The sequence below is a fragment of the Cohnella hongkongensis genome (genome assembly GCF_042654645.1).
GTDB classification, from domain to species: Bacteria; Bacillota; Bacilli; order Paenibacillales; family Paenibacillaceae; genus Cohnella; species Cohnella hongkongensis.
Genome location: NZ_JBHSEP010000005.1, coordinates 204,380 through 225,968 on the forward strand (window position 1 = coordinate 204,380; position 21,589 = coordinate 225,968).

Genomic DNA, 21,589 nt, shown 5'->3' on the forward strand with positions numbered 1-21,589 from the left:
GGTTATCCGACAGGGGGGAACGGCTTGATTCAGGTTAGCGGTTCAAGACTGGAGCAATTGAATTACATCGGCATTTCGGAGGAGGATCTGACTCTTCTGAAGTCGAAGCAAGCCGAGTTCGCCGAGATTGCCCAACAAGTGGTGGACGAGCTGTACGCGAAAATTACCGAGCATCCCGAGCTGCTGAAGCTGATCGAGAGCCACAGCACGATCGAGAGGCTGAAGGAGACGCAGCGCTGGTATTTCCATTCGTTGACGGACGGCGTGATTGACGACGCCTTTTTCAGCAAGCGGTTGCATGTCGGCAAGGTTCACTCCAAAATCGGCCTGACGACAAACTGGTATTTGGGCACGTACATCGTGTATCTGGATCTGGCGACGAAACATCTGAAGCGGGTCGATCCGGAAGCGTGGACGCGGACGGTACATTCCTTAAGTAAAATGTTTAATCTCGATTCCCAGATTGTGCTGGAAGCCTATGAGCAAGACGAGAAGGCAAAAATCGAGAAGCTGGTGGAATCGCGTCAGTACATGCTGACGAAGGTCAGCTCCGTCGTGCAGGAGCTTTCCTCGATGATGGTGCAGCTGGGCGCCAGCAGCAGCCAGGTGGCGGAGAACGCCTCTCATACCGCTGTCGTCCAGGAGAACTCTCATGCGAAAGTAAGGGAGCTGGCCGGCAGCATCGACGAGATCAACCAACTCGGAACGGCGATGAGGGAAATCTCCGACCAGACGCATCTGATCGGCCTGAACGCGGCGCTGGAAGCGGCGCGGGCCGGGGAAGCCGGGCTCGGCTTCGAGGTTGTCGCCAACGAGATCCGCAAGCTGGCGACGAGCTCCAAGCAGTCGCTGATTACGATTCAGGCGAAGCTGAAGGAAATCCGCTCGGCGCTGGACGAGGTGAAGCACGGCAGCGAGGAGACGGTTCGCTTCTCGCGGGAACAGGCGGCCAGCTCTCAGGAGCTTTCTTCGTTCGTACATATGATCGATACGGTCGCCGCCGATCTTAACGGCCTGCTGGAGGATAACGGCGCCCACTGATCAGGCTTTCGCGCAATGGCGAAACATAGAAAGGCGCATGCCTCTCGATAAGGAGAGACATGCGCCTTATTGTCGTCCGTGAGGAGCTTACTTCGCGGAGTCGTAGATCGCGCCGACGGCGTTCCAGTCCACGACGTTCCAGAAGGCTGCGATGTAGTCGGGGCGCTTGTTCTGATATTTCAGGTAGTAAGCGTGCTCCCAGACGTCCAGGCCGAGCAGCGGCTTGTCGCCTTCCATGATCGGGCTGTCCTGGTTCGGCAGGCTGTATACTTTCAGCTTGCCGTCTTTGCCGAGGGCGAGCCATGCCCAGCCGGAGCCGAAGCGAGTCGTCGCCGCAGCCGCGAACGTTTCTTTGAACTTGTCGAATCCGCCAAGCTCCGCGTCGATAGCGGCTGCCAGAGCGCCGGTCGGTTGTCCGCCGCCGTTAGGGCTGATCGTTTTCCAGAACAGGCTGTGGTTGGCGTGACCGCCGCCGTTGTTGCGAACCGCGGTCCGGATGCTCTCCGGAACGGCATTCAGATCGGCGATCAAATCTTCGACGCTTTTGCTTTCCAGCTCGGGCGCGGATTTCAAAGCGTTGTTCAGGTTCGTCACGTAGGTGTTGTGGTGGCGGCCGTGGTGGATTTCCATCGTCGTTGCGTCGATATGCGGCTCAAGCGCATTCGTTGCGTAAGGAAGTGCCGGTAATTCGTGTGCCATGGTCAAATAACCTCCTAAATGGGATTACGATTATGTAGCCTAATCGCTCACAGTCTTTATTATCCAATATCCTTCCGATTAAATCAACATAAATGTATAAAAAGTCTCCGAACCGTTGCGGAGAACGGCGACCGACCGCTCCAACCCTTTCATCATTGCCCATCTCGATCTCGATTATACGCCGAAAATGACGAAATATAGCCATTATTCTGCATTATATATTCTTAATACTTATTTTTCTTTAGTTTGAAGCGTTTTCATCGCTTTATCTAGCAGTTTTACAAAAAAAATTTAGCTTATTTTAAGAAAAGAACTAGAAATTTCGCTAATTTGTCGTAAAATGAAGAGACCGTTAAGTGGATGTAAAACTGAATGCTCGGGGGAATCAAACAGCATGCAGATTCGTTCTTTCCAACTGTCAGACTACAAACTGGTCGCAGAGCTGCTGGAGGAAGTGTTGTCGGAGGAATGCTGTGAGGAGACGATGGGAGCTTTCGCCCGCCAATTGTCCTGGGACAGCGATTTGGTGCTCGTGGCGGAATCGGACGGGGCCATCGTCGGCGTATTGATCGGAACCATCGACAATTACAAAGGGTACGTTTATCGCATCGCGGTACGAGCCCAGTTCAGAGGCCAGGGGGTCGGCCGCCAGCTCGTTTCTCATATGAGCAACCGGTTCAAGCAGCGCAACGTCATGAAGGTTCTTGTCGCAGAGGACAAGCACAATGAGGTTCTCCGCCCTTTCTACGATTCGCTCGGGCTAAGCTCCGTCAATATCGTTCAATTAACGCAGCCGCTTGCGATCGTGGCCGGTTAATTCAAGCGGACGGATGGATGGGAAAGCATATCTTTATCGCCATTGCTTTTGGCGGAGAGATATGCTTTTCTTATATTACACCATGGCGAGGCAGAAGGGATCCTGCTCGATCAACCAGAACTGCAGGGAGGGACGAGCCGTGACGGGCAGCGCGGAGAGGCAGTATAAGAGGTGCGTCATCAAGAGCTTCAAGCATAACGGTTCCTTGCACCGGGTATGGCTCGAGAATTGGCAGGTTCCGCCGGCACAGCTCCAGTCGGGACTCGATCCTCTGAAAGCATGGATAGTGATCAACGAGCATACGACGGTGCAGGAGGCGAACGGCAGGGAATGGTCCAGCCGGGTTCCGGCGGTCAGCTTCTTCCTTCCCGACCGTTGGTTCAACGTCGTCGCCCTGCTGGAGGAGGAAGGAATTCGTTATTATTGCAATCTGGCGTCTCCTCCATATAGATACGCAGATGTGTTAACTTATATCGATTACGATCTGGACGTCGTCGTTCTGCCGGACGGTACGACCGCCGAGTTGGACCGGGATGAATACGAGGCTAACAAAGAGGCGCTCCGGTACGGCGAGGCGGTGGAGAAGCGGGTGGAGGCCGAGCTGCGGGCGCTGCGCAAGGCGATCGCGGACAAAGCCTTTCCGTTCGACGACGGCGGGGTTCGCTACTATTATGAACAGTGGAAAAGACAGATGAACGCTGAAGGAGAGAGGTAGGCGCTATGTCAGAAGGAATGGATACGGGGATTTCCGAAAGCAGAAGCCGCTCGGCACCCAAGGCTCAGAAAGCGCCCAAGGAGCGGAAGACGCGCGGACCGGCGCTGACCGGGTGGCGCAAGGAGCTGTGGGACTGGGCGAAAGCTCTCGTCATCGCGGCCGTTGTCGTGCTCCTTCTCAAGGCGTTCGTGTTCCAGCTGTCGACGGTGAAGAAGATTTCGATGGAGCCGACGCTTCATGAGGACGAGTGGCTGTTCGTGAACAAGATCGTCCTTCGGCTCGGAGGTGTGGATCGCGGCGACGTCATCATTTTCCGGGATCCGAGCGGAGGCGGGGAAGGCAAGGAGTTTCTGGTCAAGCGGGTCATCGGCGTTCCCGGTGACCGGATCGAGATTCGCGACGGAGAGCTGTATCTTAACGGAGAGCTGACCGTGGAGCGCTACACGGATTCGAAGATCGAAGACGGAGATTTCGGACCGACGACCGTCTCCTCCGGTCATTATTTTGTAATGGGAGACAACCGCCACCGAAATGCGAGCAAGGACAGCAGGGCGTTCAATGAAGTGCCGGAAGAGCTCGTTCAGGGGCGGGCGGATCTGATCGTATGGCCGATCAGCCGCATCAAGAGGCTGTGAGCGGAGCGGTCATGGAACGGAACAAGCTTTTTTGGAAGCAATTGAAGGACGAGCTGCTGCAAGCCGCTCCGGGGCTGGGCATCGACAAGCTGGGGGTGACGACGGCCGAGCCGTTCCGCGAGCTGAAGGAACGGCTCATTCGCCATCGGGAACGGGGGCACGAATCCGGCTTCGAGGAGCCGGATCTCGACTTGCGTACGGATCCGTCCCTGCATATGCCGGAGGCGAAGTCGATTATTGCGATTGCGGTCGCTTATCCTTCGAAGCTGAAGAACGCTCCCGTATCCGAGCCGGGACGCAGGCGGGGCATCCTGTCGCGCTCCGCATGGGGGGAGGATTACCATCAGGCGCTTAGAAGACGGATGGCGAAGCTGTCCGAGTGGATTATGGAACGGGTGCCGGAGGCCAAGCTGATGTCGATGGTCGATACGGGCGCGCTGTCGGATCGGGCGGTGGCGGAGAGGGCCGGCATCGGCTGGAGCGGCAAAAACTGCTCGATTCTCTCGCCCGAGCTGGGCTCCTGGATCTATCTGGGAGAGATTATCACCAATCTGCCGCTTCCGCCCGATCAAGCTCTGCCGGACGACTGCGGCGACTGTACGCTGTGCATCGACGCTTGTCCGACGGGCGCGCTCGTCGGGCCGGGTCAGCTGAACGCCCAGCGCTGCATCTCTTACGTCACCCAGACTAAAGGATTCGTGGACGACGAGATGAAGCGGAAGATCGGCAACCGCCTGTACGGCTGCGACACGTGTCAGATCGTCTGCCCGGTCAATCGCAAAATCGACATCCGGCACCATTCTGAGCTGCTTCCCGACCCGGAGATCGCCAAGCCGCTGCTGCGGCCTCTGCTCTCGATGGGCAACCGGGAATTCCGGGAGACCTTCGGGTCCAGCTCGGCGGCGTGGAGAGGACGCAAGCCGATTCAGCGCAACGCCCTGATCGGTCTCGGCAACTTCCGCGATGCGGAGTCCGTGCCGGACATTCTGGCCGTGCTGCGCGACGATCCTCGTCCCGAGCTGAGGGAGTCGGCCGCTTGGGCATTGGGCCGAATCGGCACTTCCGAAGCGCGGGACGGGCTGCTGGAGGCCCGTTCCCGGGAAGAGAGCCCGGAAGTGCTGGCGGCGATCGACCGGGCGCTGAGCCAGCCTGTGGAGCGCCATTAGATTATTTCCGAGGAAATGAGGGACATTTCCTCGGGCGTGACTTCATTTCCCCTTCTTTTTTGCCGAAATATCGGTTAAAGACATCCGCGTTACACATCGAGACTGGGGCAGGAGAGACGAGAAATGAAATTAGTCGACATAGAGACGGTTGAACCCGGGCAAATTCTGGGCAAGACGATTTTCTCTTCCAATGGAGCCGTGCTGCTCTCTACGGGCGTGCAGCTTACGGTGTATATGATCAGCACCTTGAAGCGTCTGGGCGTCACGTCGGTATATATTGACGATCCGATGTACCGCGATATTACTCATGAAGAGCTGTTGTCCGAGGAGACGAAGCAGGCGGTCATTCATCAAATGTCCGAGACGTTCGAACAGCTTCGCTCAGGGAAGAGCTTCAACTCGAAGGCGATCGGCCAGACGGTGGACGAGCTGCTGGACGACGTGATGAAAAATCAAAACGTCATGATTCATCTGTCGGACATACGGACGGCCGACAATGCGATGTTCCTTCACGCGATGAACGTCTGCATGATGTCGTCGCTTGTCGGGCTGAACATGGGGTTGAACATGCTTCAGATCAAGGATCTCGCCATCGGCGCTCTGCTGCACGACATCGGCAAGCTCGGCGCTCCCGAGGCGCAGGAAGGGCGCATGCATCATGCCTGGAGAGGATTTGACCTGCTCAAGAGCAAGCGGGAGTACAGCCTGCTCGTCGCGCACGTCGCCTTCCAGCATCACGAAGCGATCGACGGAAGCGGCGCACCCCGCGGGTTGACCGGAGAGGACATTCATACGTACGCGAAAATTACGGCGGTCGCCAACCTGTACGACAACCTGATCTATCCGCTGGGAGACGACGAACCGCTGCTGCCTCACGAGGCGTGCGAGCGATTAAACGCGTATTCGGGGACGCTGCTGGACCATGAAGTGCTGGTCCACTTTATGCGCATCGTCTCGATCTATCCGAACGGCATCTCGGTCCGGCTCTCCAACCGCCGGACGGGCGTCGTCGTCGGACAGCATCGCGGACTTCCGGGCAGGCCAATCGTAAGAATTATCGACAAGGACGGCGACGAGGCGGTCAGCTACAGCGAGATCGATCTGGCCCAGCACCCGACCTTGTTCATCGAGTCGGTGCTGTCCTGACCGGCGGCCGCGTCCGCTCGGATAACGTTTGCGCGGGATGTTCCGCCATGCTATCATAGTACGACAGCCCTGCTCAACGCATTGCGGCGTTTGCGGGGTTTTATTTTAGAAATCCGGAGGTTTTCGGCGAATGTGGTCCTACATCATTCCAATCGCGACGTTGATCGTCGGCTTGATTCTTGGTTTTATCATCGGGGTGTTCTACCTGCGCGCGCAAATGACCAAGATGCAAAACAATCCCGAGATGCTGCAGAAGATGGCCAAGCAGATGGGGTATAACATGAATAGCCAGCAGCTTGCAAAAGCCCAGCAAATGATGAAGAACCAAAGCTCCGGAGGCAAGGGCAGTCCGGGCACCAGCAATCGGAACAATCCGAAGTTCCGCAGATAAATAGGAGGCGTGGGTCATGGCGGGAGTTAAGGATTACTCGAACTCGCAGGTCGGCCGCAACCGCGAGCAGATCGAATACCATGTAAGGGAAATATTGAAGCTGATCGGCGAGGATGTCGAGAGGGAAGGCTTGCTGGAGACTCCGGCTCGCGTGACGAGAATGTATGAGGAAATTTTCTCCGGCTACGAGGTGGATCCGAGGGACGTGCTCGGCGTCACGTTCGACGAGCGGCACGAGGAATTGGTCATCGTCAAGGATATCGTCTATTACAGCCAATGCGAGCATCATATGGCGCCGTTCTTCGGCAAGGCGCATATCGGCTACATTCCGAGCGGGAAGATCGCGGGCTTGAGCAAGCTCGCCAGGCTGGTCGAGGCGGTGTCTCGAAAGCTGCAGGTTCAGGAAAGAATCACCTCGCAGATCGCGGACATTCTGGAGGAGGTGCTCCGGCCGAACGGCGTCATGGTTGTCGTCGAAGGCGAGCACTTGTGCATGTGCGCGAGAGGGGTTAAAAAACCGGGCAGCAAAACGGTTACGTCGGCGGTCCGGGGAGAATTCCGCAAAAATCCGGCTCTTCGTTCCGAGTTTCTCGAACTGCTCAACCGGTAACGGCACGACAATAAATATGAACGCCTGCGAACCTTCGCAGGCGTTTTTTTCGCAGTCGGGTTGGATTTCACCGGAATGAGCTGTAGAAGAGGCCGGTCTTCAAGTTTTTTGTTAGACCTTAGCGGATATGGCAAATATAGAATTGAGGCCAGCCCGTGATTTGGTTATGCTGAAATCGATGTCGGACAATTTCTGTTATACGACATTCGACCCATGCTTAAGGAACTGACAATTCCCATATTTTTCTGGCGACACCTAAAATTTTAGGCTAATTTCCGCAAATCGACAACCCTGGATTTTACCTCGTAAACCTTTATTATCCAGATTCGGTCAATGTACCATAAATTCCGACAAACTTTCTTCGACAAAATCCGGCGCCGTTTTTTTGATCTGTTCAACCGTATGCAGGTATCGCTGCGTCGTATTGATATGCGTATGACCGAGGGTTTCCTGGACTTGCTGCAGGGTTGCTCCCTTCAGCAAAGCCAACGTTGCATTCGTGTGCCGCAGCCAGTGCGGCGTCGGCTTCTTCGCGTGGATGCTCTGTCTGCCCGCGTTATGGATAATGCGTTCGATCTGCCGGGCCGTTATCGGGAATAGGGGCGAGGATGCGAGCGGCTGGTTTCCTTCTTTGGCCAGAACTCGTCGATAATTCTGGAAGATGGACCACAGACCGGAAGGAATTTTGACGTCCCGGCTCCTGCCTCCCTTGCCGTTCTTGACGTTCAGCCATACCGATCTCCCTAACGGGTCCTTGTGAAAGTCCTCCCACCTGGCGGCGACCAGCTCCGATACCCGAAGCCCCAGCGTAACCAGCGAAAGCCCGATCAAGTAATTGCGCAAACTCTGACACTGAAGTTGGCCGAGCAAGCAGCCGACTTCTTTTTTCGTTAAATAATGTCTGCGGCTCGTAACCTTCACTTGCGGAAGACGGATGGAGCTTGTCGGATTGCGGGGGAAAAAGCCGATATTGGGATCGCTCCCCCATTTGTATAACGACTTAAGAGGGGCAACAAGCGCGGAGACGCTGGCGGGAGCGAGGGGCTTACCGCTGAAGCTGGCCGCGCCTCGAATCAATCCCAGCTTGTAGGCCTCGATTTCCTTCCAGGTTACTTCGCGAAGAGTCAGATGGGGGACGAAGGACCGGAACAGCCTGATCGCCCTTTTGTAATTACGAATGGTATGAACGGAGTGCCCGCAGACGGCAAGAAACATCTCAACGATCTGTTCGTCGCTGATTTTGTCCCCGTAGGTTCGACGGTCGTCTCCTAACATGAAAGCGGGATGCGCTTCCACTATTTTGGTATCCATCATCATAATCCTCCTCTTGAATGTCGTATAACAGAAATTGTCCGACATCGACATGGTGGGTATTGCATTGTCCAATATATCGGCTAGACGTGGCGAACATTAAAACGGGGCAGGTGCTGGCAGTGGCAGAAGCCGTAAGAGCGTTAGGAGATTTTCCCCCTCATCTCGATCACAAGTCCGATATTTCGGAGAAGATGAGGCTGTTGCGGTACAAGCATGAGGAAACGTACCACCATTGCGTTCGCGTCGCCCTGCTGAGCGATCAGCTGGCTTCGTCGTTGCAGTTGGATTTGGAAACCACTCAATTGCTGGTCAGAGGCTGTTTTATTCACGATGTCGGAAAGCTGCTGATTCCCAATGAAGTGCTGGATACGGCCAGTTCGTTGACGGACGAGCAGTGGGCGCTGATGAAGAAACACCCCGAGTTCGGAGCGGACATTCTGAAGGACAACAAGGAACTGCAGCCGGAAATTGTCCAACTCGTATTGCACCATCACGAAAGATGGGACGGACGAGGGTATCCGTACGGGCTGCAGGGCGAGGAGATTCCCTTTTCTGCCAGAGTCTGCGCCGTGGCGGACGCGTTCGACAGCATGCTGTCGCCCCGTCCGTATCGCCGCCGAAAAACGTTGTCGGAAGCGCTAGAGGAGCTAAGGAGAAATTCGGGGACGCAGTTCGATCCCGCCATCGTGGAACGCTTTATTCCGCTTGTCAGCGAGACGGCTCCCTTGTATTTCACCGATAGCGAAAGGAGTACATAGAAGAAGGGCCGGCAGATGCCGCTATTTTAAGAAGAAGGGAGCCTGTGAGACGGATCGCTCCACAACAGTATATCGAGTTTAGCACAGGAGACGAGAACTACGCCGTACCGATCTCGGATGTTCACGAAATCATTAGAATGCAGGAAATTACGGAGATCCCCTCCGGTCCCTACCATGTTCAGGGAGTCACTCATCTACGGGGCCGCGTCATCCCGGTTATCAGCTTGCGAAGATGGCTCGGAATGCCCGAAGCGGAGCCTACGAAAGCAACGCGAATCGTCGTCGTGAACCGCCGGTCGGAGTACATCGGCATGATTGTAGACCGCGTCATCAAGGTGACGACGTTCGCCAGCATCCAGACGATGCACGACGGCTTCGGACGAACGATTCGGTCTTCCATCTCCTGCTTGGGGGTCAATCCCAATGAGCTGGTAGGCATTCTGAACGTGGATAAAGTTCTGCACGAAGGACAGGACTGGGCGCCGGAAGATTAGCCGTTCGCCGATTGTTGAAATCGGCTGCAACTCCGGGAAAGATCAACCTGGAAAATAACCCGAGAAAATGGAGTGAGAGCCGTGAAGTGGTTTAAAAATTTGAGGACAAGCGTCAAGCTGATCTCCGCCTTCCTTGTCATTTCCGTTCTGCTGGCGTTTACCGGACTATACGGACTGAACAATCTGAGCCGCATGAATGACAGCTCCGATTTCATCTATTATTCCAATCTGCTGCCCGTGTCTCAGATTCTGGAGTCCAAATCCGACGTCAACGCGATCGAAGCGCTGATCCGGGACGTCTATATCGATCCTTCCGAAGCGGACAGAAGAGAAATGGAAACGCAATTCCAGGCGCTCCGTCAGAAGGTGGAGAAGCAGCTGGCGGAAGTGGAAGCATCGGTGTACAGCGAGGAGGCGATGCTCGAGCTGGCCTCGTTCAACGAGGCGTGGCAGGCTTATTTGACCGTCATCCGCAAAGGGATGGAGCTGGGAATCGCCGATAAGGACGACGAGCTGTTCGAGCTGCTCAGAGGCGAACTTCTCCTCCAGTCCGGCGAGGTGAAGGAAAGACTGGACGTTCTTGTCGAGACGAGCCTTACCGATGCGGATCATTCCATCCGCGACAGCGACGAGCTGTTCGTCACGGCCCGAGCGATTACGATCGGCGTCATTATCGGGGCGGTGCTCCTCTGCGTGCTGTTAGGCCTTTTCATCTCCGGAATGATCTCCACCTCTCTCAACAAGGTTGTCCGGCTCGTATCGAAGGTCGCGGACGGCGATCTTCGGGAGACGTGCGATCTGGACAGCAAGGACGAGATCGGCAAGCTGGGCGGCGCCGTGGATACGATGGTGCTTAAATTGCGCGCTACCGTAGGCACTATTCTTGCCCATTCGGAAAATCTGGCGGCCGCATCCCAGCAAATATCGGCAAGCAGCGAGGAGATCGCCGGCAACAATGCCAATCAGGCCAACTCCGCCCAGGCGATCAGCGAGCTGTTTAAGGATCTGTCCGCGGCCATTCACTCCGTGGCGCAAAATACGGAGACCGCTTCGGACTTGTCCGGAGAGGCGATCCGGGTCGCACGAGAGGGAGGAGAGGTTATTCGCTCCTCCATGGACAGCATGAACGCGGTGAGCGACCAGATGTCGCGCCTGGAGGAAGATTCGCAGAAAATTGGCGATATAATCGAGGTTATCGAGGACATCGCGGATCAGACCAATCTGCTGGCGCTGAACGCGGCGATCGAAGCGGCCCGGGCCGGAGATCAGGGACGCGGCTTTGCCGTCGTGGCCGACGAGGTTCGCAAGCTGGCGGAGCGCAGCACGGACGCGACGAAGCAGATTACCGTCATCATTAAAGGCATGCAGCAGAATACGAACGCCAGCGTATCTTCCGTTCAGGAAAGCGTAGATCTGTCGCGCAAGACGGGGGAAGCGTTCCGCAATATCGCCTCCATGGTGAACGATGCGGGCACGAAGGTGGAAGAAATCGCGGCGGCCAGCGAAGAACAGGCGGCGCAGGCGTCTAACGTGCTGACGGCCGTAGAGAGCATCTCCGCGGCGACGGAGGAGGCGGCGGCAGCCAGCGAGGAGACGGCGACGACGGCCCAGTCGCTGGCGCAGATGGCCGTGGAATTACAGCGGTCGGTCGCCATCTTCCGGGTTGACGGCGGGCAGTTCTCCGCAGGCGCCGGCGAGCCCTCCCGTTAGAGCGGACATTTCCGTCGGACAAAAGACCATAAGAAGAAAGCCAAAATGGTTCTGTTTGCGGATGCGGCTTTTCGATTAAGATGAGGGTAATCGCTTAAATCGCATCTGAAACTGGAGGAATTCATCGCTATGGCAAGCTCATCCAAAATTCGCATCGGTCTGATCGGCGCGGGCAATATCGGCAATGTTCATCTGCAGGAATTCGGCAAGCTGAGCGAGGAGTGCGAGTTCGTCGCCATTACGGACGCCTATCTTCCGCTCGCCGAGCAGCGGGCGAAGCAATACGGAATTCCGGCGGTCGCGCCTTCTCCCGAGGAATTGATTCGCAGGGAGGACGTGGACGCGGTGATCGTGGCCGTTCCGAACCAGGCGCATGCGCCGCTCACCATTCTGGCGCTGGAGAACGGAAAGCACGTGCTGGTCGAGAAGCCGATGGGATTGGACTCCGCGGCAGCCAAGGATATCGTAAGGGCGCAGAAACGGACAGGCAAGACGGTAATGGTCGCGCATCAGATGCGCTGGGAGCCGCTCGCGCTGCAAGTGAAGGAGCAGGTAGAGCGGGGAGAGCTGGGCCGCATCTATACGGCGAAGACCGGCTGGTATCGCCGCAAAGGCATTCCAGGCTGGGGAACTTGGTTTACGCGTCAGGATCAGTCCGGGGGAGGCCCTCTGATCGACATCGGCGTGCACATGCTGGATCTGGCGTTCTTCCTGATGGGAGAGCCGAAGCCGGTATCGGTGTACGGCTCCGCCTACGCCGAGTTCGGTCCGAGGAAGAAGGGCATTGGAACCTGGGGCAAGCCGGACTGGAACGGCGTGTACGACGTAGAGGATCTGGCCACCGCCATCATCAAGATGGACAACGGAGCGTCGCTGACGCTGGAGGTCAGCTGGGCGGTTCATATGGATACCGACAGCGCCCCGTTCCTGCATCTGATGGGGGCGGACGGCGGCGCCGTGCTGCGCGGCTCCGAAGGCAAATTTCTGACCGAACGGTTCGATCAGGTCGTCGACGTGCCGTTGGTCGCTCCGGCCGAAGACGAGGGAGCTCGCGTCCGTCTGAGCCGTCATTTCCTCGATTGCGTGCGCACGGGCAAGCAGCCGTGGACTTCTGCCGAAACGGGCTTGCGCAGCAACCTGATCATCGACGCCATCTATGAATCTTCCCGCACCGGCGGAGAGGTCAAGCTCGACTGGAGCTTGTAACGGAAGACGCGATTAGAGGGAAAGGATTGTCCTATCGAACGGGACAATCCTTTTTTGTGTTTAAATTCGGGAGGAATGCCAAAGAATAACACTTACGATTACACGAAGACGGATCTTTCGATTGGCGGTGAGGGGTTTATGTTCCTGTTCAGGAAGAGAAAGAAAAAGCGCTCGTCCGGAGGAGAGCAGCAGCCTCCCCGGACGTCTTCCGATAGGCTGGACGGCGATGCCATCTGCGGCGATCTGGAGCGCGTCATCGAGCTGGTAAACGGCGTGCTCGGGGAGAACGACGATTTTACGATTCGCAGATTCCGGGTATTCGGCAAGTATTCTGCGGCGATGTTCTTCTACCCCAATATGATCGACATCACGACGTTGAATTCTGAAATTTTGAAGCCGTTGATGTACGGCCCTCCCCATCCGGATCATCTCCCGGGGGGCGGAGAGCAGCTGTGGAACTTTATCCTGAGCTCGACGCTGTACCATAGCGACGTTCGGTCCGAGAGGCTGGTGTCCCGAGTGGTGTCCGACGTTCTGCGCGGTCAGACGGCCGTCGTCATCGAGGGCATCGACCAGGCGCTGCTGTTCGGCACCCGCACCATCGAGAAGCGTTCCATCGACCAGCCCGCTACGGAGCAGGTTATACGCGGACCGCGCGAAGGCTTCATCGAGCTGCTGTCGACGAACATCGCCTTGATCCGGTATCGTCTCCAGACGCCGGATTTGCGAGTGAAGACGATGGAGATCGGCCGCCGATCGCAGTCCAAGGTCGCCATCTGCTATATGGAGGGCATTACGAACCCGGAGCTCGTTCAGGAGATTACGAAGCGGCTGGAGATCATTGATGTCGACGCCATTCTGGATTCGGGCTATCTGGAGCAATTTATCGAGGACAACCAGCTCTCTCCGTTCCCCCAGGTTCAGTATACCGAAAGACCGGACAAGGTCGTCGCCAATCTGCTGGAGGGCAGGGTAGCGCTGATGGTGGACGGATCTCCGCTGGCGCTGGTCGTTCCGACCGTGTTCAGCCAGTTCTACCAAGCGGTAGAAGATTATACGGAGCGTTTCCTGATGATGAGCGCCATCCGGTGGGCGCGGCTGATCGCGCTGGTCTTCTCTCTTGTCTTTCCGTCGTTGTACGTGGCGATTATTTCATTCAATCCCGAGCTGATTCCGACGGAGTTCGCCGTGGCCGTCGCCGGAGGAAGGGCGGGAGTCCCGTTCCCGGCGATCGTAGAGGTTCTGGTCATAGAGGTCTCGATGGAGGTGCTCCGGGAAGCGACGATCCGGCTGCCCCAGCAGGTCGGCGGCGCGCTCTCCATCGTCGGCGTTCTGGTCGTCGGCCAGGCCGCCGTGGCAGCCGGCTTCGCCAGTCCGATCACCGTCGTCATCATTGCGCTCACGACGATCGGCTCCTTCGCCACCCCGGCCTATAACGCTGCGCTTGCCTTGCGCTTGCTTCGCTTCCCGCTGATCGTGCTGGCCGGCCTCTTCGGCTTGTACGGAGTCATGATCGGCCTGATTCTGATTGCGAACCACTTGCTGTCGCTGAAGTCGTTCGGCGTCCCTTATATGAGCCCGCTCGTTCCCGGCAGTCCGAAGGGGATGAGAGATCTGTTCGTCAGGGGGCCGTTCTGGTGGATGACGACGCGCCCGGACTTCCTGTACCCGGGCGACGATCGGCGGATCAGCGAGAAGACGGTCGAAGACTTGAAGAAGCCGCCTAACAATGTGCTGGAACCGGTGCATATCAAGGACAAGGGAAAGGAATGAGGAGGCTTGAAGCAATCGAAGCCTATTACGACGGTGCAGGTTGCCGCCATTATGGCCAGCACGATCATTGGCGTCGGCGTGCTTCAAATTCCATTGTTCGCGGTCAGAGGCGCCGGCTCGGGAGCGCCTCTCGCCATCCTGCTCGGAGTGATGGTGTCGTTCGTCGGGACGTTCCTGATCGCCCGGCTCGGCATGCGGTTTCCCGACCAATCGATCGTCGAGTACGGCGAAGCGGTGATCGGCAAGTGGCTGTCGTGGATCGGCAGCGTCGGGGTGATCGGCTTCTTCGCGATACTGACGTCGCTGACGGCCCGGGAGTTCGGAGAGGTGGTCATCACGTCGGTATTGACCAAGACTCCGCTGGAGGTTACCGTCATCGTCATGCTTACGCTGGCCGCGATCTCGACGCGCAACGATATCGCGACGTTCGGTTATATCCATCTGTTTTATTTTCCGCTGCTGATCGGTCCGGTCGTGCTGATCGTCGCATTGTCCTTGAAAAATGCCGACTTGATCAATCTGCAGCCGTTCTGGGGCAACTCCCACGAAGGCATGCTGGCCAGCGTGCTGACGATCGCCGCGCTGTTCCAGGGCTCGTTCATCATTACCGTCGTCATTCCGGCTATGCGGCACCCCCGCAAGGCGATGAAGGCGAGCATGGCCGGACTCGTCATCTCGGGCGGGCTGTACGTGACGATCGTCGCGGCGACGGTCGGCGTGTTCGGCATGGAAGAGACGAAGAACATGCTCTGGCCGACGCTGGAGCTGGCCAAGGCGACCTCGCTGCCCGCCAACGTATTGGAACGGCTCGACGCCGCGTTTCTGGCGGTGTGGGTGACCGCCGTGTTCACGTCGCTGTATTCCAGCTACTTTATAGCGGTTAAGGAGTTGAGCAAGCTGCTTCGTCTGAAGGATCATAAGCTGTTCACTTTCTTCATGCTGCCGGGCGTATTCGCCATGGCGATGGTGCCTTTCAATATTTTACATATGTACGAGATTATCCAGAACGTCGGCCGCGTCGGCCTGTTCATTACGATCGCCTATCCGGGCCTCCTGCTTCTTATTGCCATTCTACGCAAGAAGAGAGGGGAATCACTTGATTAATTCGCGGGTCAGGCGGCTGCTGTTGCCGGCGCTCGCGGCGACGGTCTTGCTGCTGACGGGCTGCTGGGATCGTCTGGAGATCGAGGAACGGGCGGTCGTGCTCGGCATAGCGGTGGATGCCGCAGCACCCGGGGCGGACAAGCGAGAGAGCGAGCTTTCGCACACTGCCGAGGGGTTTCCCGTGCCTAACGTCAACATGGTTCACGTGACGCTGCAGATCGCCCTGCCGGGCAAGATTCCGTTAGGCCCGGGCGAGGGCGGCGGAAGCGGAGGCGAAAGCTCGGAGCAGACGGTATGGGCGGTAGGAGCGGACGGACATACGGTCGACGACGCCATCATGAATCTGCAGCAGCAAATCTCGGGTAGAATTTTTTTCGGCCACCTTCGGGTCATCGTCGTGTCCGAGAACATCGCCCGTCTCGGCATGCAGAACATTAACGATTATTTTCACCGCAACCCCGAAGTCCGCCGAATGGCCTGGATGATGATCTGCAAGGGCAGCGCGGAGAAGGTGATGCGCGTTTCGCCGGAGCTGGAGCGCGTTCCGGCTCTCTACTTGATGTCCACGATGGACAATGCCGTCAAGCTCGGGAAATTCCCCGAAAACTATGTCGGCATGTATTGGAGCAACACCGTAAAGCGGGGTCAGGAAGGCTATCTCCCCTACGTCGAGATGAAGAAGCAGCAGAGCATCGAGGTCAAGGGGATTGCCTACTTCAAGGACGACAGGCTGCAGGGCATGACGAAGCCTTATCAGATCGCCTCTTATATGGCGATCAAAGGGATGAACCCGGCAGGCTACAGAGGGGTGGTCAAGCTGGGAGACGACGACGGCGTGATGATCTTCGCGACGTCGCGGGACTCCAGCTACAAGCTGAGCTTAAGGAACGGGGAACTGCATATGAAAGTGTCGGTATTCACCGAGATCAACCTGGAGGAAAAGATGAGCGAAGGCTTTACGGTGAGCACCTCGGATTTCCTCAAGCAGATCGAGGAGCGGAATCGAACCTCGTTCAAGCAAACGATCGAAGGCCTGATCCGCGATATGCAGGAAAAGGGCACGGACATCTTCGGCTTCGGCGAGTATGTGAGAGCGAAAAAACCGGGCTACTGGAACGCCCATATTCGAACGAAGTCCAACTGGCAGCAAGCGTTCAAGGAGCTTCAGGTCGAAGTCGAGGTCAACACGAAAATACGCAGAATCGGCATGAAGGCGAAGTAACCCGAAGTAACCCGAAGGCAAAGGAGGGACGGAACGCTTATGCATGGCAGCGGGTATGCAGGCTCTCTCGGCTACGTAGTTCCCCTGTGCATCTTCACCGGGCTGCTGATGCTCCGCTGGGAGGTCGTGATGTACAAAAAAATGAAGATGATGCGGGAAAGAAGGTTCGCCAAAGTATGCGGCTGGATCAACATTGTGACCGGAGCTCTGCTGTATGCGGGGAACTGGGCTTTCGATCATCTGCTGTAACGCTTGAGGGGGCCGCGGCCGCGCCGGGAGCGCGGGACGCGGCCCGGATCCGCTGCGGAGCGTGACTACCCGCAGCTCCGATCGAATCGGCTTAATGGATATGCGAATCGTGGAGACCCGCGCACCAAATCAATAAGGCGTCCACTTCACGGTGCGAGCCTTGGCGAATCGCTCGGCGACATAAGGCCAATGGACGACGTTCCACCAGTCTTTGACGTAAGCGGCGCGATCGTTCTGATGCTTGAGATAATACGCGTGCTCCCAGACGTCGAGCGGCAGCAGAGGGATGACATCCCATTGGGACAGGTTCTGATGCTTCTCCGCGGTCAAAATCTCGAGCCGGTGGCTGCGCGGGCTCCAGACGAGGATGGCCCAGCCGCCTCCCTCGACTTTGGCCGCCGCTTCGGAGAACTGCTTCTTGAAGGCGTCGTAGCTACCGAAGCTGCGGTGGATCTCCTCCAGAAGCGCCCCTGTCGGCTTCCCCCCGCCTCTTGGCGCCATCGTATTCCAGAACAGCGTGTGCAAATAATGCCCGGCCCCGTTAAAGGCAAGCTCCCGTTCCCAATGCTTCACAAGTTCGAAGTTGCCCGTTCGGCGGGCTTCCGCCAGCTTTTTCTCCGCCGTGTTCAAGCCCTCCACATAGCTCAGATGGTGCTTGTCGTGATGAATGCGCATCGTCTTCTCGTCGATATAAGGCTCCAGCGCATTGTAAGCGTACGGAAGAGGAGGCAGCGTATGCCTGCCGATCGGCACCGGACCTCCCGCCGCCGTCTCGGCCGTTCCGGGAGACGAGGGAGCAGCGGTCTCCGAACGGGCATCCGGCTCTGCCGGACGCTGAGGCTCGGAAGGCTCCGGCACGCCGGACGCCCGCAGCCGATTCACCGCCTCCTCTCCGAAGCTCGGCTGCCGCTCGACGTAAGCGAAGACTGCATGCGAGGGCTGCGCGTTCCGGACGGCCTCGCTCTGCTGCCGGAGCAGCTGGAGCTGGCGTCCGAACTCCCGCGATTGCTTCAGCGCCTCCTCCAGCAATCCGGAGCCAAGCTCGTCTTGCAGCACGGATCCTTCTTGGTTCCGTTCGGCGTACTGCTGCTTGAGCCGCAGGGCGTATTCCCGGGTCTGTTCGAACACGCGCTCCCAATCGGCCAACCAGTGGGTATAGACAGGCTCCAGCTCGGGCATCGCGGAGCGGATGGCCGAAGTATTTTCCCGTTCGCGGGCTTTCCAGGCGGCGATCTCCTCCGACAGCCGGAGGGGATCGATTGGACCGTATGCGGTTTGTGGCATCGTGCGTCAGCCTCCCCATTATTCGTTGGTATCCGAAGCAAGCCTCGTACCCAACGTATGCGGTAGGCGTTCGAATCATGCCTTCTTCCCGACGCTTTCCAGAAAGGCGGCCGCGCGCGCGGCGTATTCTTCCGTATGCGTGCGGTAGATCATCTCGTGGATGGCGCCGGGGACGATCCATAGCCGGGATAACGGATCGGTCTGCGCTCCGGCGACATTCTCGGCGATGGATACCGGGGCCTTGTCGTCGGCCGTGCCGTGGATCAGGAAGATCGGGAAGGGGTAAGCCGTCGTTTGGGCCTGGGCGGAAGGCACCTCCTCCAGCCGGACCCCGCTCATGAGCGGAAAGAACATCCGAAGCATGGAGATCGTCGGATACTCGGGAAGACGGACGTAGTTCGTCAGATTGGCATAGATCGTGTTCTCGTCGGGGAGGAAGGTGCTGTCGAGAATCATCGCATCGACCTTCTCCGACTGCAGCGCCGCCTGGAGAGCGGTGCCGGCCCCCATCGAGAAGCCCCATACGATCAGCTCCTCGCTGCCTTGCAGGCGGGCGTATTGCAGGGCGCCGCGAAGCTGCTGGGACTCGGAGATTCCTCCGGTCGCCGGCGAAGGGCGGCGGGGGTTGGCATAGCCGTAATCGAACATCAGGACGTTATAATGAAGTCCGTTAAGGAAGCCGGCCAGTTCGTACATCGGAACCCAGGGCTCTTCCCGATTCGTGCCGTATCCGTGGCTGAGCACGACCGTTCGGCGGCTGTCCGCGGCGGGAATCCACCAGCCCTCCACCTCCGTCTGCCCGTCCAGACTGGGGAATACGACGTCGGAATAGGCGAGATTTTTGGCGGCCATCGGGTTCGATCCGAGGGACACGACGGGCGGATAGGCAAAGACGTAAGCAGCCAAAGCGTGGACGGTCACGAACAGAAAGGCGAGGAGACAGGAGAGCACGACGAAGGCGTGAAGCGCGACTCGGCTTCGCTTGATCGTCGATTCGGGGTTAAAGGGCTCGACCGGGATGGAGATGGCCGGTTCCGATCCCGCATACGGCAATGGAGCAGACCAGGAAGTCATGGGGATCGCCTCGCTTTGCGCGGAGTTTCTGAGTTTCTTCTCATTTAATCGTAGAGCGAGCGGTAGGGACCGTCAATGCATGGCGAAGACTTGTAAATGTCACGTAATCAAATTGTAATAAAGCGCTTCCAATATTTACGGAAAGGAAACTTTGAGTTATAGTAGATGTAACAGGGTTTCATAGAGTGAAACGGATATCGGGAGGGACACAGGCATGGAAGAGGAGAAAAAGACCGTTCGCGCCGTCGAGAGAGCGCTCGACGTCCTGCTTTGTTTCGCCTCCGGCCATGAGTGGGGACTTACGGAAATCGCAGGCAAGGTCGGTCTTCATAAGAGCACGATTCATCGGCTGCTGGCGACGCTGGAGGATAAAGGCTTCGTGACCCGCGATCGTTCGACGGACAAGTATCGGCTCGGACTGAGCGTGCTGGAGCTGTCCGCGAACCTGTCGCGATCCGACGACCCGTCCGTCGTGCTGCTTCCCGAGATGGAGAGGCTGCGGGATCGTCTTAACGAGACGGTCAGCCTGTACGTCCGGGATCGGACGGAAAGGGTCAGAATTCAAGCGGTGCAGAGCATGCAGGCGATTCGGCGAGTCGCGACGGTGGGCGCCAGGCTGCCGCTGTCGGTGGGCGCATCCAGCAAGGTGCTGCTCGCCTTCGCCGAGCCGGACGTGCGCGACGCGGTGCTGACCGATCCGGCCTGGCCGCTGCAGCTCGACCGGGAAGCGTTCGGCAGGCAGCTGGACGACATTCTGGCCGCCGGGTACGCCACCAGCTACGAGGAGCGCGAGCCGGGAGCGGCGGCGGTCGCCGCTCCGATCTTTAACCGTTCCGGGAAGCTGGTGGCCGCGCTGTCCGTCTCCGGCCCCTCCAACCGGCTGACACCGGATCGGATGCACGAGTTTGCTCCCGCGATTATCGAGTCAGCGCATCGCATGGGAACGATATTAGGATAGCTTCGGGCGACCCGCACCCGCACCCGCAGACGCCAAGCCCCTTCGTGAAGCAGCCGGCAGGCTTCCTCGCGGAGGGGCTTGGTCGTTGCCCGGCTAGTTATTCGGCTTTCGGTTCCAGCTGCTTCAGGAAGTCTACCGCCTCCTGAAGCGTGGATACTTTAACAAGCTGGGGCTTCAGCTTTAATCTCTCGACAGTCTCCTGGGCGAGCGTCCAGTTCGATTCGTTCCGAGAGCTGTAGGGGACGAGGAAGTAATCGGCCTTCTCTCTGTCGGCGGCCATCAGCTTATAGTTGATGCCGCCGATGAGGCCGACTGTTCCGTCCGCGCTGATCGTCCCCGTCCCGGCGATGCGGTAGCCGCGCGTCAGATCCTCGCCGGTCAGCTGGGCGATAATCTCCAGCGTCATCATGAGCCCGGCGGAAGGTCCTCCGGTGTCGGCGAAGTCGAACTTGACCGGGTCGGGCGGCGTGACCTTCAGCACCGTCTCGTTCTGAAAGCCGATGCCTGTGCGTTTGTCCGGCTCCATCGCGATCAGCGGCACGGTCGCTTCGAACTTCTCCTTGCCTCTCGTTCCGGACACCTGAACCTCGTCGCCGGCCTTTTTGCTCGTCAAATACTCGGAGATCTCCTTGGCGGACGCAATGTCCCGGCCGTCCACCTTCGTAATGATGTCGCCTTCCTGCAGGCCGTTCTGCCGCGCTTTGGAATCCGGGAGCAGGGCGACGACGATGACCCCTTGGGGCTTGACGTCCAGCGGCTTGCCCATCGTCGCGTAGGCGGCCATCAGCGCGTTCGCCTCCGAGCTGTCGCGCATGTAGGCCAGCAGGTTGCGGTAGGCGGTCAGGTTCGTAGCGCCGCCCGTCGCCGTCTCTTCCGACTTCACTTCCATGCGAGGGTTGAACCTGGCGTACAGAATGGAGAAAATGTTCGGATTCGAGTAAGTGGAGACGGTCGTGAACAGGAAGGCGCCTTTCTCCTCCAGCTCGTGGCCGGTCTCGACGCGGAGATGCACGGATTCCGCCGATCCGGGCCCGTACAGCATGTAGGGCCAGGGCTTCATGTACGCAAAGAGGAACAGGAAAAAGACGAGAAGGAGAATGAGGACTGTCCGGTATTTGCGTATCCATGATGCTTGGTTGTCTTTCTTCAACCGGGTTCGCCTCCGTCATCGTTCATGTGTCCCTATTATACCTTATGAAAGGCTAGGGAAACAAAACGGAAAC

22 protein-coding genes are annotated in these 21,589 nt (G+C 57.9%); 17 read left to right on the forward strand and 5 right to left on the reverse strand.

What is annotated here, in order from left to right; all coding sequences use genetic code 11:
• Positions 1 to 24 precede the first annotated feature (24 nt).
• Positions 25 to 1,041 (forward strand): protoglobin domain-containing protein, encoded by a 1,017-nt coding sequence (locus ACFO3S_RS09740; RefSeq protein ID WP_378094846.1) that lies wholly within the window; start codon positions 25 to 27, stop codon positions 1,039 to 1,041.
• An 87-nt stretch (positions 1,042 to 1,128) separates the two neighbouring features.
• Here the strand turns inward: ACFO3S_RS09740 and ACFO3S_RS09745 are convergent, their stop codons facing one another.
• The gene (locus ACFO3S_RS09745) at positions 1,129 to 1,740 is read right to left on the reverse strand and encodes a superoxide dismutase (protein WP_378094848.1); all 612 of its coding nucleotides are present in this window, start codon (positions 1,738 to 1,740) and stop codon (positions 1,129 to 1,131) included.
• Positions 1,741 to 2,134: 394 nt separating this feature from the next.
• Here ACFO3S_RS09745 and ACFO3S_RS09750 point away from each other — a divergent pair, with 394 nt between their 5' ends.
• The 7 genes from ACFO3S_RS09750 (at position 2,135) to folE (ending at position 7,220) form a co-directional block, all read left to right on the forward strand.
• Complete coding sequence (locus tag ACFO3S_RS09750; RefSeq protein ID WP_378094850.1) at positions 2,135 to 2,557, forward strand: GNAT family N-acetyltransferase; 423 nt, start codon at positions 2,135 to 2,137, stop codon at positions 2,555 to 2,557.
• A gap of 139 nt (positions 2,558 to 2,696) precedes the next feature.
• Positions 2,697 to 3,272, forward strand: a complete 576-nt coding sequence (locus ACFO3S_RS09755; RefSeq protein ID WP_378094852.1) for a DUF402 domain-containing protein — start codon at positions 2,697 to 2,699, stop codon at positions 3,270 to 3,272.
• A gap of 5 nt (positions 3,273 to 3,277) precedes the next feature.
• On the forward strand, positions 3,278 to 3,907 hold the full coding sequence (lepB, locus tag ACFO3S_RS09760) for a signal peptidase I (protein ID WP_378094854.1): 630 nt from the start codon (positions 3,278 to 3,280) through the stop codon (positions 3,905 to 3,907).
• Positions 3,908 to 3,918: 11 nt separating this feature from the next.
• Complete coding sequence (gene queG / locus ACFO3S_RS09765) at positions 3,919 to 5,073, forward strand: tRNA epoxyqueuosine(34) reductase QueG (RefSeq protein WP_378095036.1); 1,155 nt, start codon at positions 3,919 to 3,921, stop codon at positions 5,071 to 5,073.
• Positions 5,074 to 5,196: 123 nt separating this feature from the next.
• On the forward strand, positions 5,197 to 6,219 hold the full coding sequence (locus ACFO3S_RS09770; protein ID WP_378094856.1) for an HD-GYP domain-containing protein: 1,023 nt from the start codon (positions 5,197 to 5,199) through the stop codon (positions 6,217 to 6,219).
• 130 nt (positions 6,220 to 6,349) lie between these two features.
• Positions 6,350 to 6,610, forward strand: a complete 261-nt coding sequence (locus ACFO3S_RS09775) for a YneF family protein (protein ID WP_378094858.1) — start codon at positions 6,350 to 6,352, stop codon at positions 6,608 to 6,610.
• 16 nt (positions 6,611 to 6,626) lie between these two features.
• Entirely contained in the window at positions 6,627 to 7,220 is a 594-nt protein-coding gene (gene folE, locus ACFO3S_RS09780) for a GTP cyclohydrolase I FolE (RefSeq protein WP_378094860.1), read from the forward strand.
• Between the two features lie 330 nt (positions 7,221 to 7,550).
• Here the strand turns inward: folE and ACFO3S_RS09785 are convergent, their stop codons facing one another.
• Positions 7,551 to 8,531 carry a tyrosine-type recombinase/integrase gene (locus tag ACFO3S_RS09785; protein WP_378094862.1) on the reverse strand — a complete coding sequence of 327 codons (981 nt, stop codon included), beginning with the start codon at positions 8,529 to 8,531 and terminating at the stop codon, positions 7,551 to 7,553.
• A gap of 122 nt (positions 8,532 to 8,653) precedes the next feature.
• Between ACFO3S_RS09785 and ACFO3S_RS09790 the strand changes: the two genes are divergently transcribed.
• The 8 genes from ACFO3S_RS09790 (at position 8,654) to ACFO3S_RS09825 (ending at position 17,050) form a co-directional block, all read left to right on the forward strand.
• Positions 8,654 to 9,292 (forward strand): HD-GYP domain-containing protein, encoded by a 639-nt coding sequence (locus tag ACFO3S_RS09790; RefSeq protein ID WP_378094864.1) that lies wholly within the window; start codon positions 8,654 to 8,656, stop codon positions 9,290 to 9,292.
• Positions 9,293 to 9,336: 44 nt separating this feature from the next.
• Complete coding sequence (locus ACFO3S_RS09795; protein ID WP_378094866.1) at positions 9,337 to 9,786, forward strand: chemotaxis protein CheW; 450 nt, start codon at positions 9,337 to 9,339, stop codon at positions 9,784 to 9,786.
• Between the two features lie 81 nt (positions 9,787 to 9,867).
• Complete coding sequence (locus ACFO3S_RS09800; RefSeq protein WP_378094868.1) at positions 9,868 to 11,496, forward strand: methyl-accepting chemotaxis protein; 1,629 nt, start codon at positions 9,868 to 9,870, stop codon at positions 11,494 to 11,496.
• 129 nt (positions 11,497 to 11,625) lie between these two features.
• Positions 11,626 to 12,702 (forward strand): Gfo/Idh/MocA family protein, encoded by a 1,077-nt coding sequence (locus ACFO3S_RS09805; protein WP_378094870.1) that lies wholly within the window; start codon positions 11,626 to 11,628, stop codon positions 12,700 to 12,702.
• Between the two features lie 138 nt (positions 12,703 to 12,840).
• Positions 12,841 to 14,475, forward strand: coding sequence for a spore germination protein (locus ACFO3S_RS09810; RefSeq protein ID WP_378095038.1), 1,635 nt, complete (start codon positions 12,841 to 12,843; stop codon positions 14,473 to 14,475).
• Positions 14,476 to 14,481: 6 nt separating this feature from the next.
• Positions 14,482 to 15,579, forward strand: a complete 1,098-nt coding sequence (locus ACFO3S_RS09815; protein WP_378094872.1) for a GerAB/ArcD/ProY family transporter — start codon at positions 14,482 to 14,484, stop codon at positions 15,577 to 15,579.
• Entirely contained in the window at positions 15,572 to 16,801 is a 1,230-nt protein-coding gene (locus tag ACFO3S_RS09820) for a Ger(x)C family spore germination protein (RefSeq protein ID WP_378094874.1), read from the forward strand. Before ACFO3S_RS09815 ends, ACFO3S_RS09820 begins: the two co-directional genes overlap by 8 nt.
• A gap of 39 nt (positions 16,802 to 16,840) precedes the next feature.
• Positions 16,841 to 17,050 (forward strand): CLC_0170 family protein, encoded by a 210-nt coding sequence (locus tag ACFO3S_RS09825; RefSeq protein WP_378094876.1) that lies wholly within the window; start codon positions 16,841 to 16,843, stop codon positions 17,048 to 17,050.
• A gap of 129 nt (positions 17,051 to 17,179) precedes the next feature.
• Here the strand turns inward: ACFO3S_RS09825 and ACFO3S_RS09830 are convergent, their stop codons facing one another.
• Both ACFO3S_RS09830 and ACFO3S_RS09835 read right to left on the reverse strand, forming a co-directional pair.
• Positions 17,180 to 18,334 carry a superoxide dismutase gene (locus ACFO3S_RS09830; protein WP_378094878.1) on the reverse strand — a complete coding sequence of 385 codons (1,155 nt, stop codon included), beginning with the start codon at positions 18,332 to 18,334 and terminating at the stop codon, positions 17,180 to 17,182.
• Positions 18,335 to 18,409: 75 nt separating this feature from the next.
• Positions 18,410 to 19,408, reverse strand: coding sequence for an alpha/beta hydrolase (locus ACFO3S_RS09835; protein ID WP_378094880.1), 999 nt, complete (start codon positions 19,406 to 19,408; stop codon positions 18,410 to 18,412).
• A 214-nt stretch (positions 19,409 to 19,622) separates the two neighbouring features.
• Between ACFO3S_RS09835 and ACFO3S_RS09840 the strand changes: the two genes are divergently transcribed.
• Positions 19,623 to 20,366, forward strand: coding sequence for an IclR family transcriptional regulator (locus ACFO3S_RS09840; RefSeq protein ID WP_378094882.1), 744 nt, complete (start codon positions 19,623 to 19,625; stop codon positions 20,364 to 20,366).
• 97 nt (positions 20,367 to 20,463) lie between these two features.
• Here ACFO3S_RS09840 and ACFO3S_RS09845 read toward each other — a convergent pair whose 3' ends face one another.
• Positions 20,464 to 21,516 carry a YlbL family protein gene (locus ACFO3S_RS09845; RefSeq protein WP_378094884.1) on the reverse strand — a complete coding sequence of 351 codons (1,053 nt, stop codon included), beginning with the start codon at positions 21,514 to 21,516 and terminating at the stop codon, positions 20,464 to 20,466.
• Positions 21,517 to 21,589 lie beyond the last annotated feature (73 nt).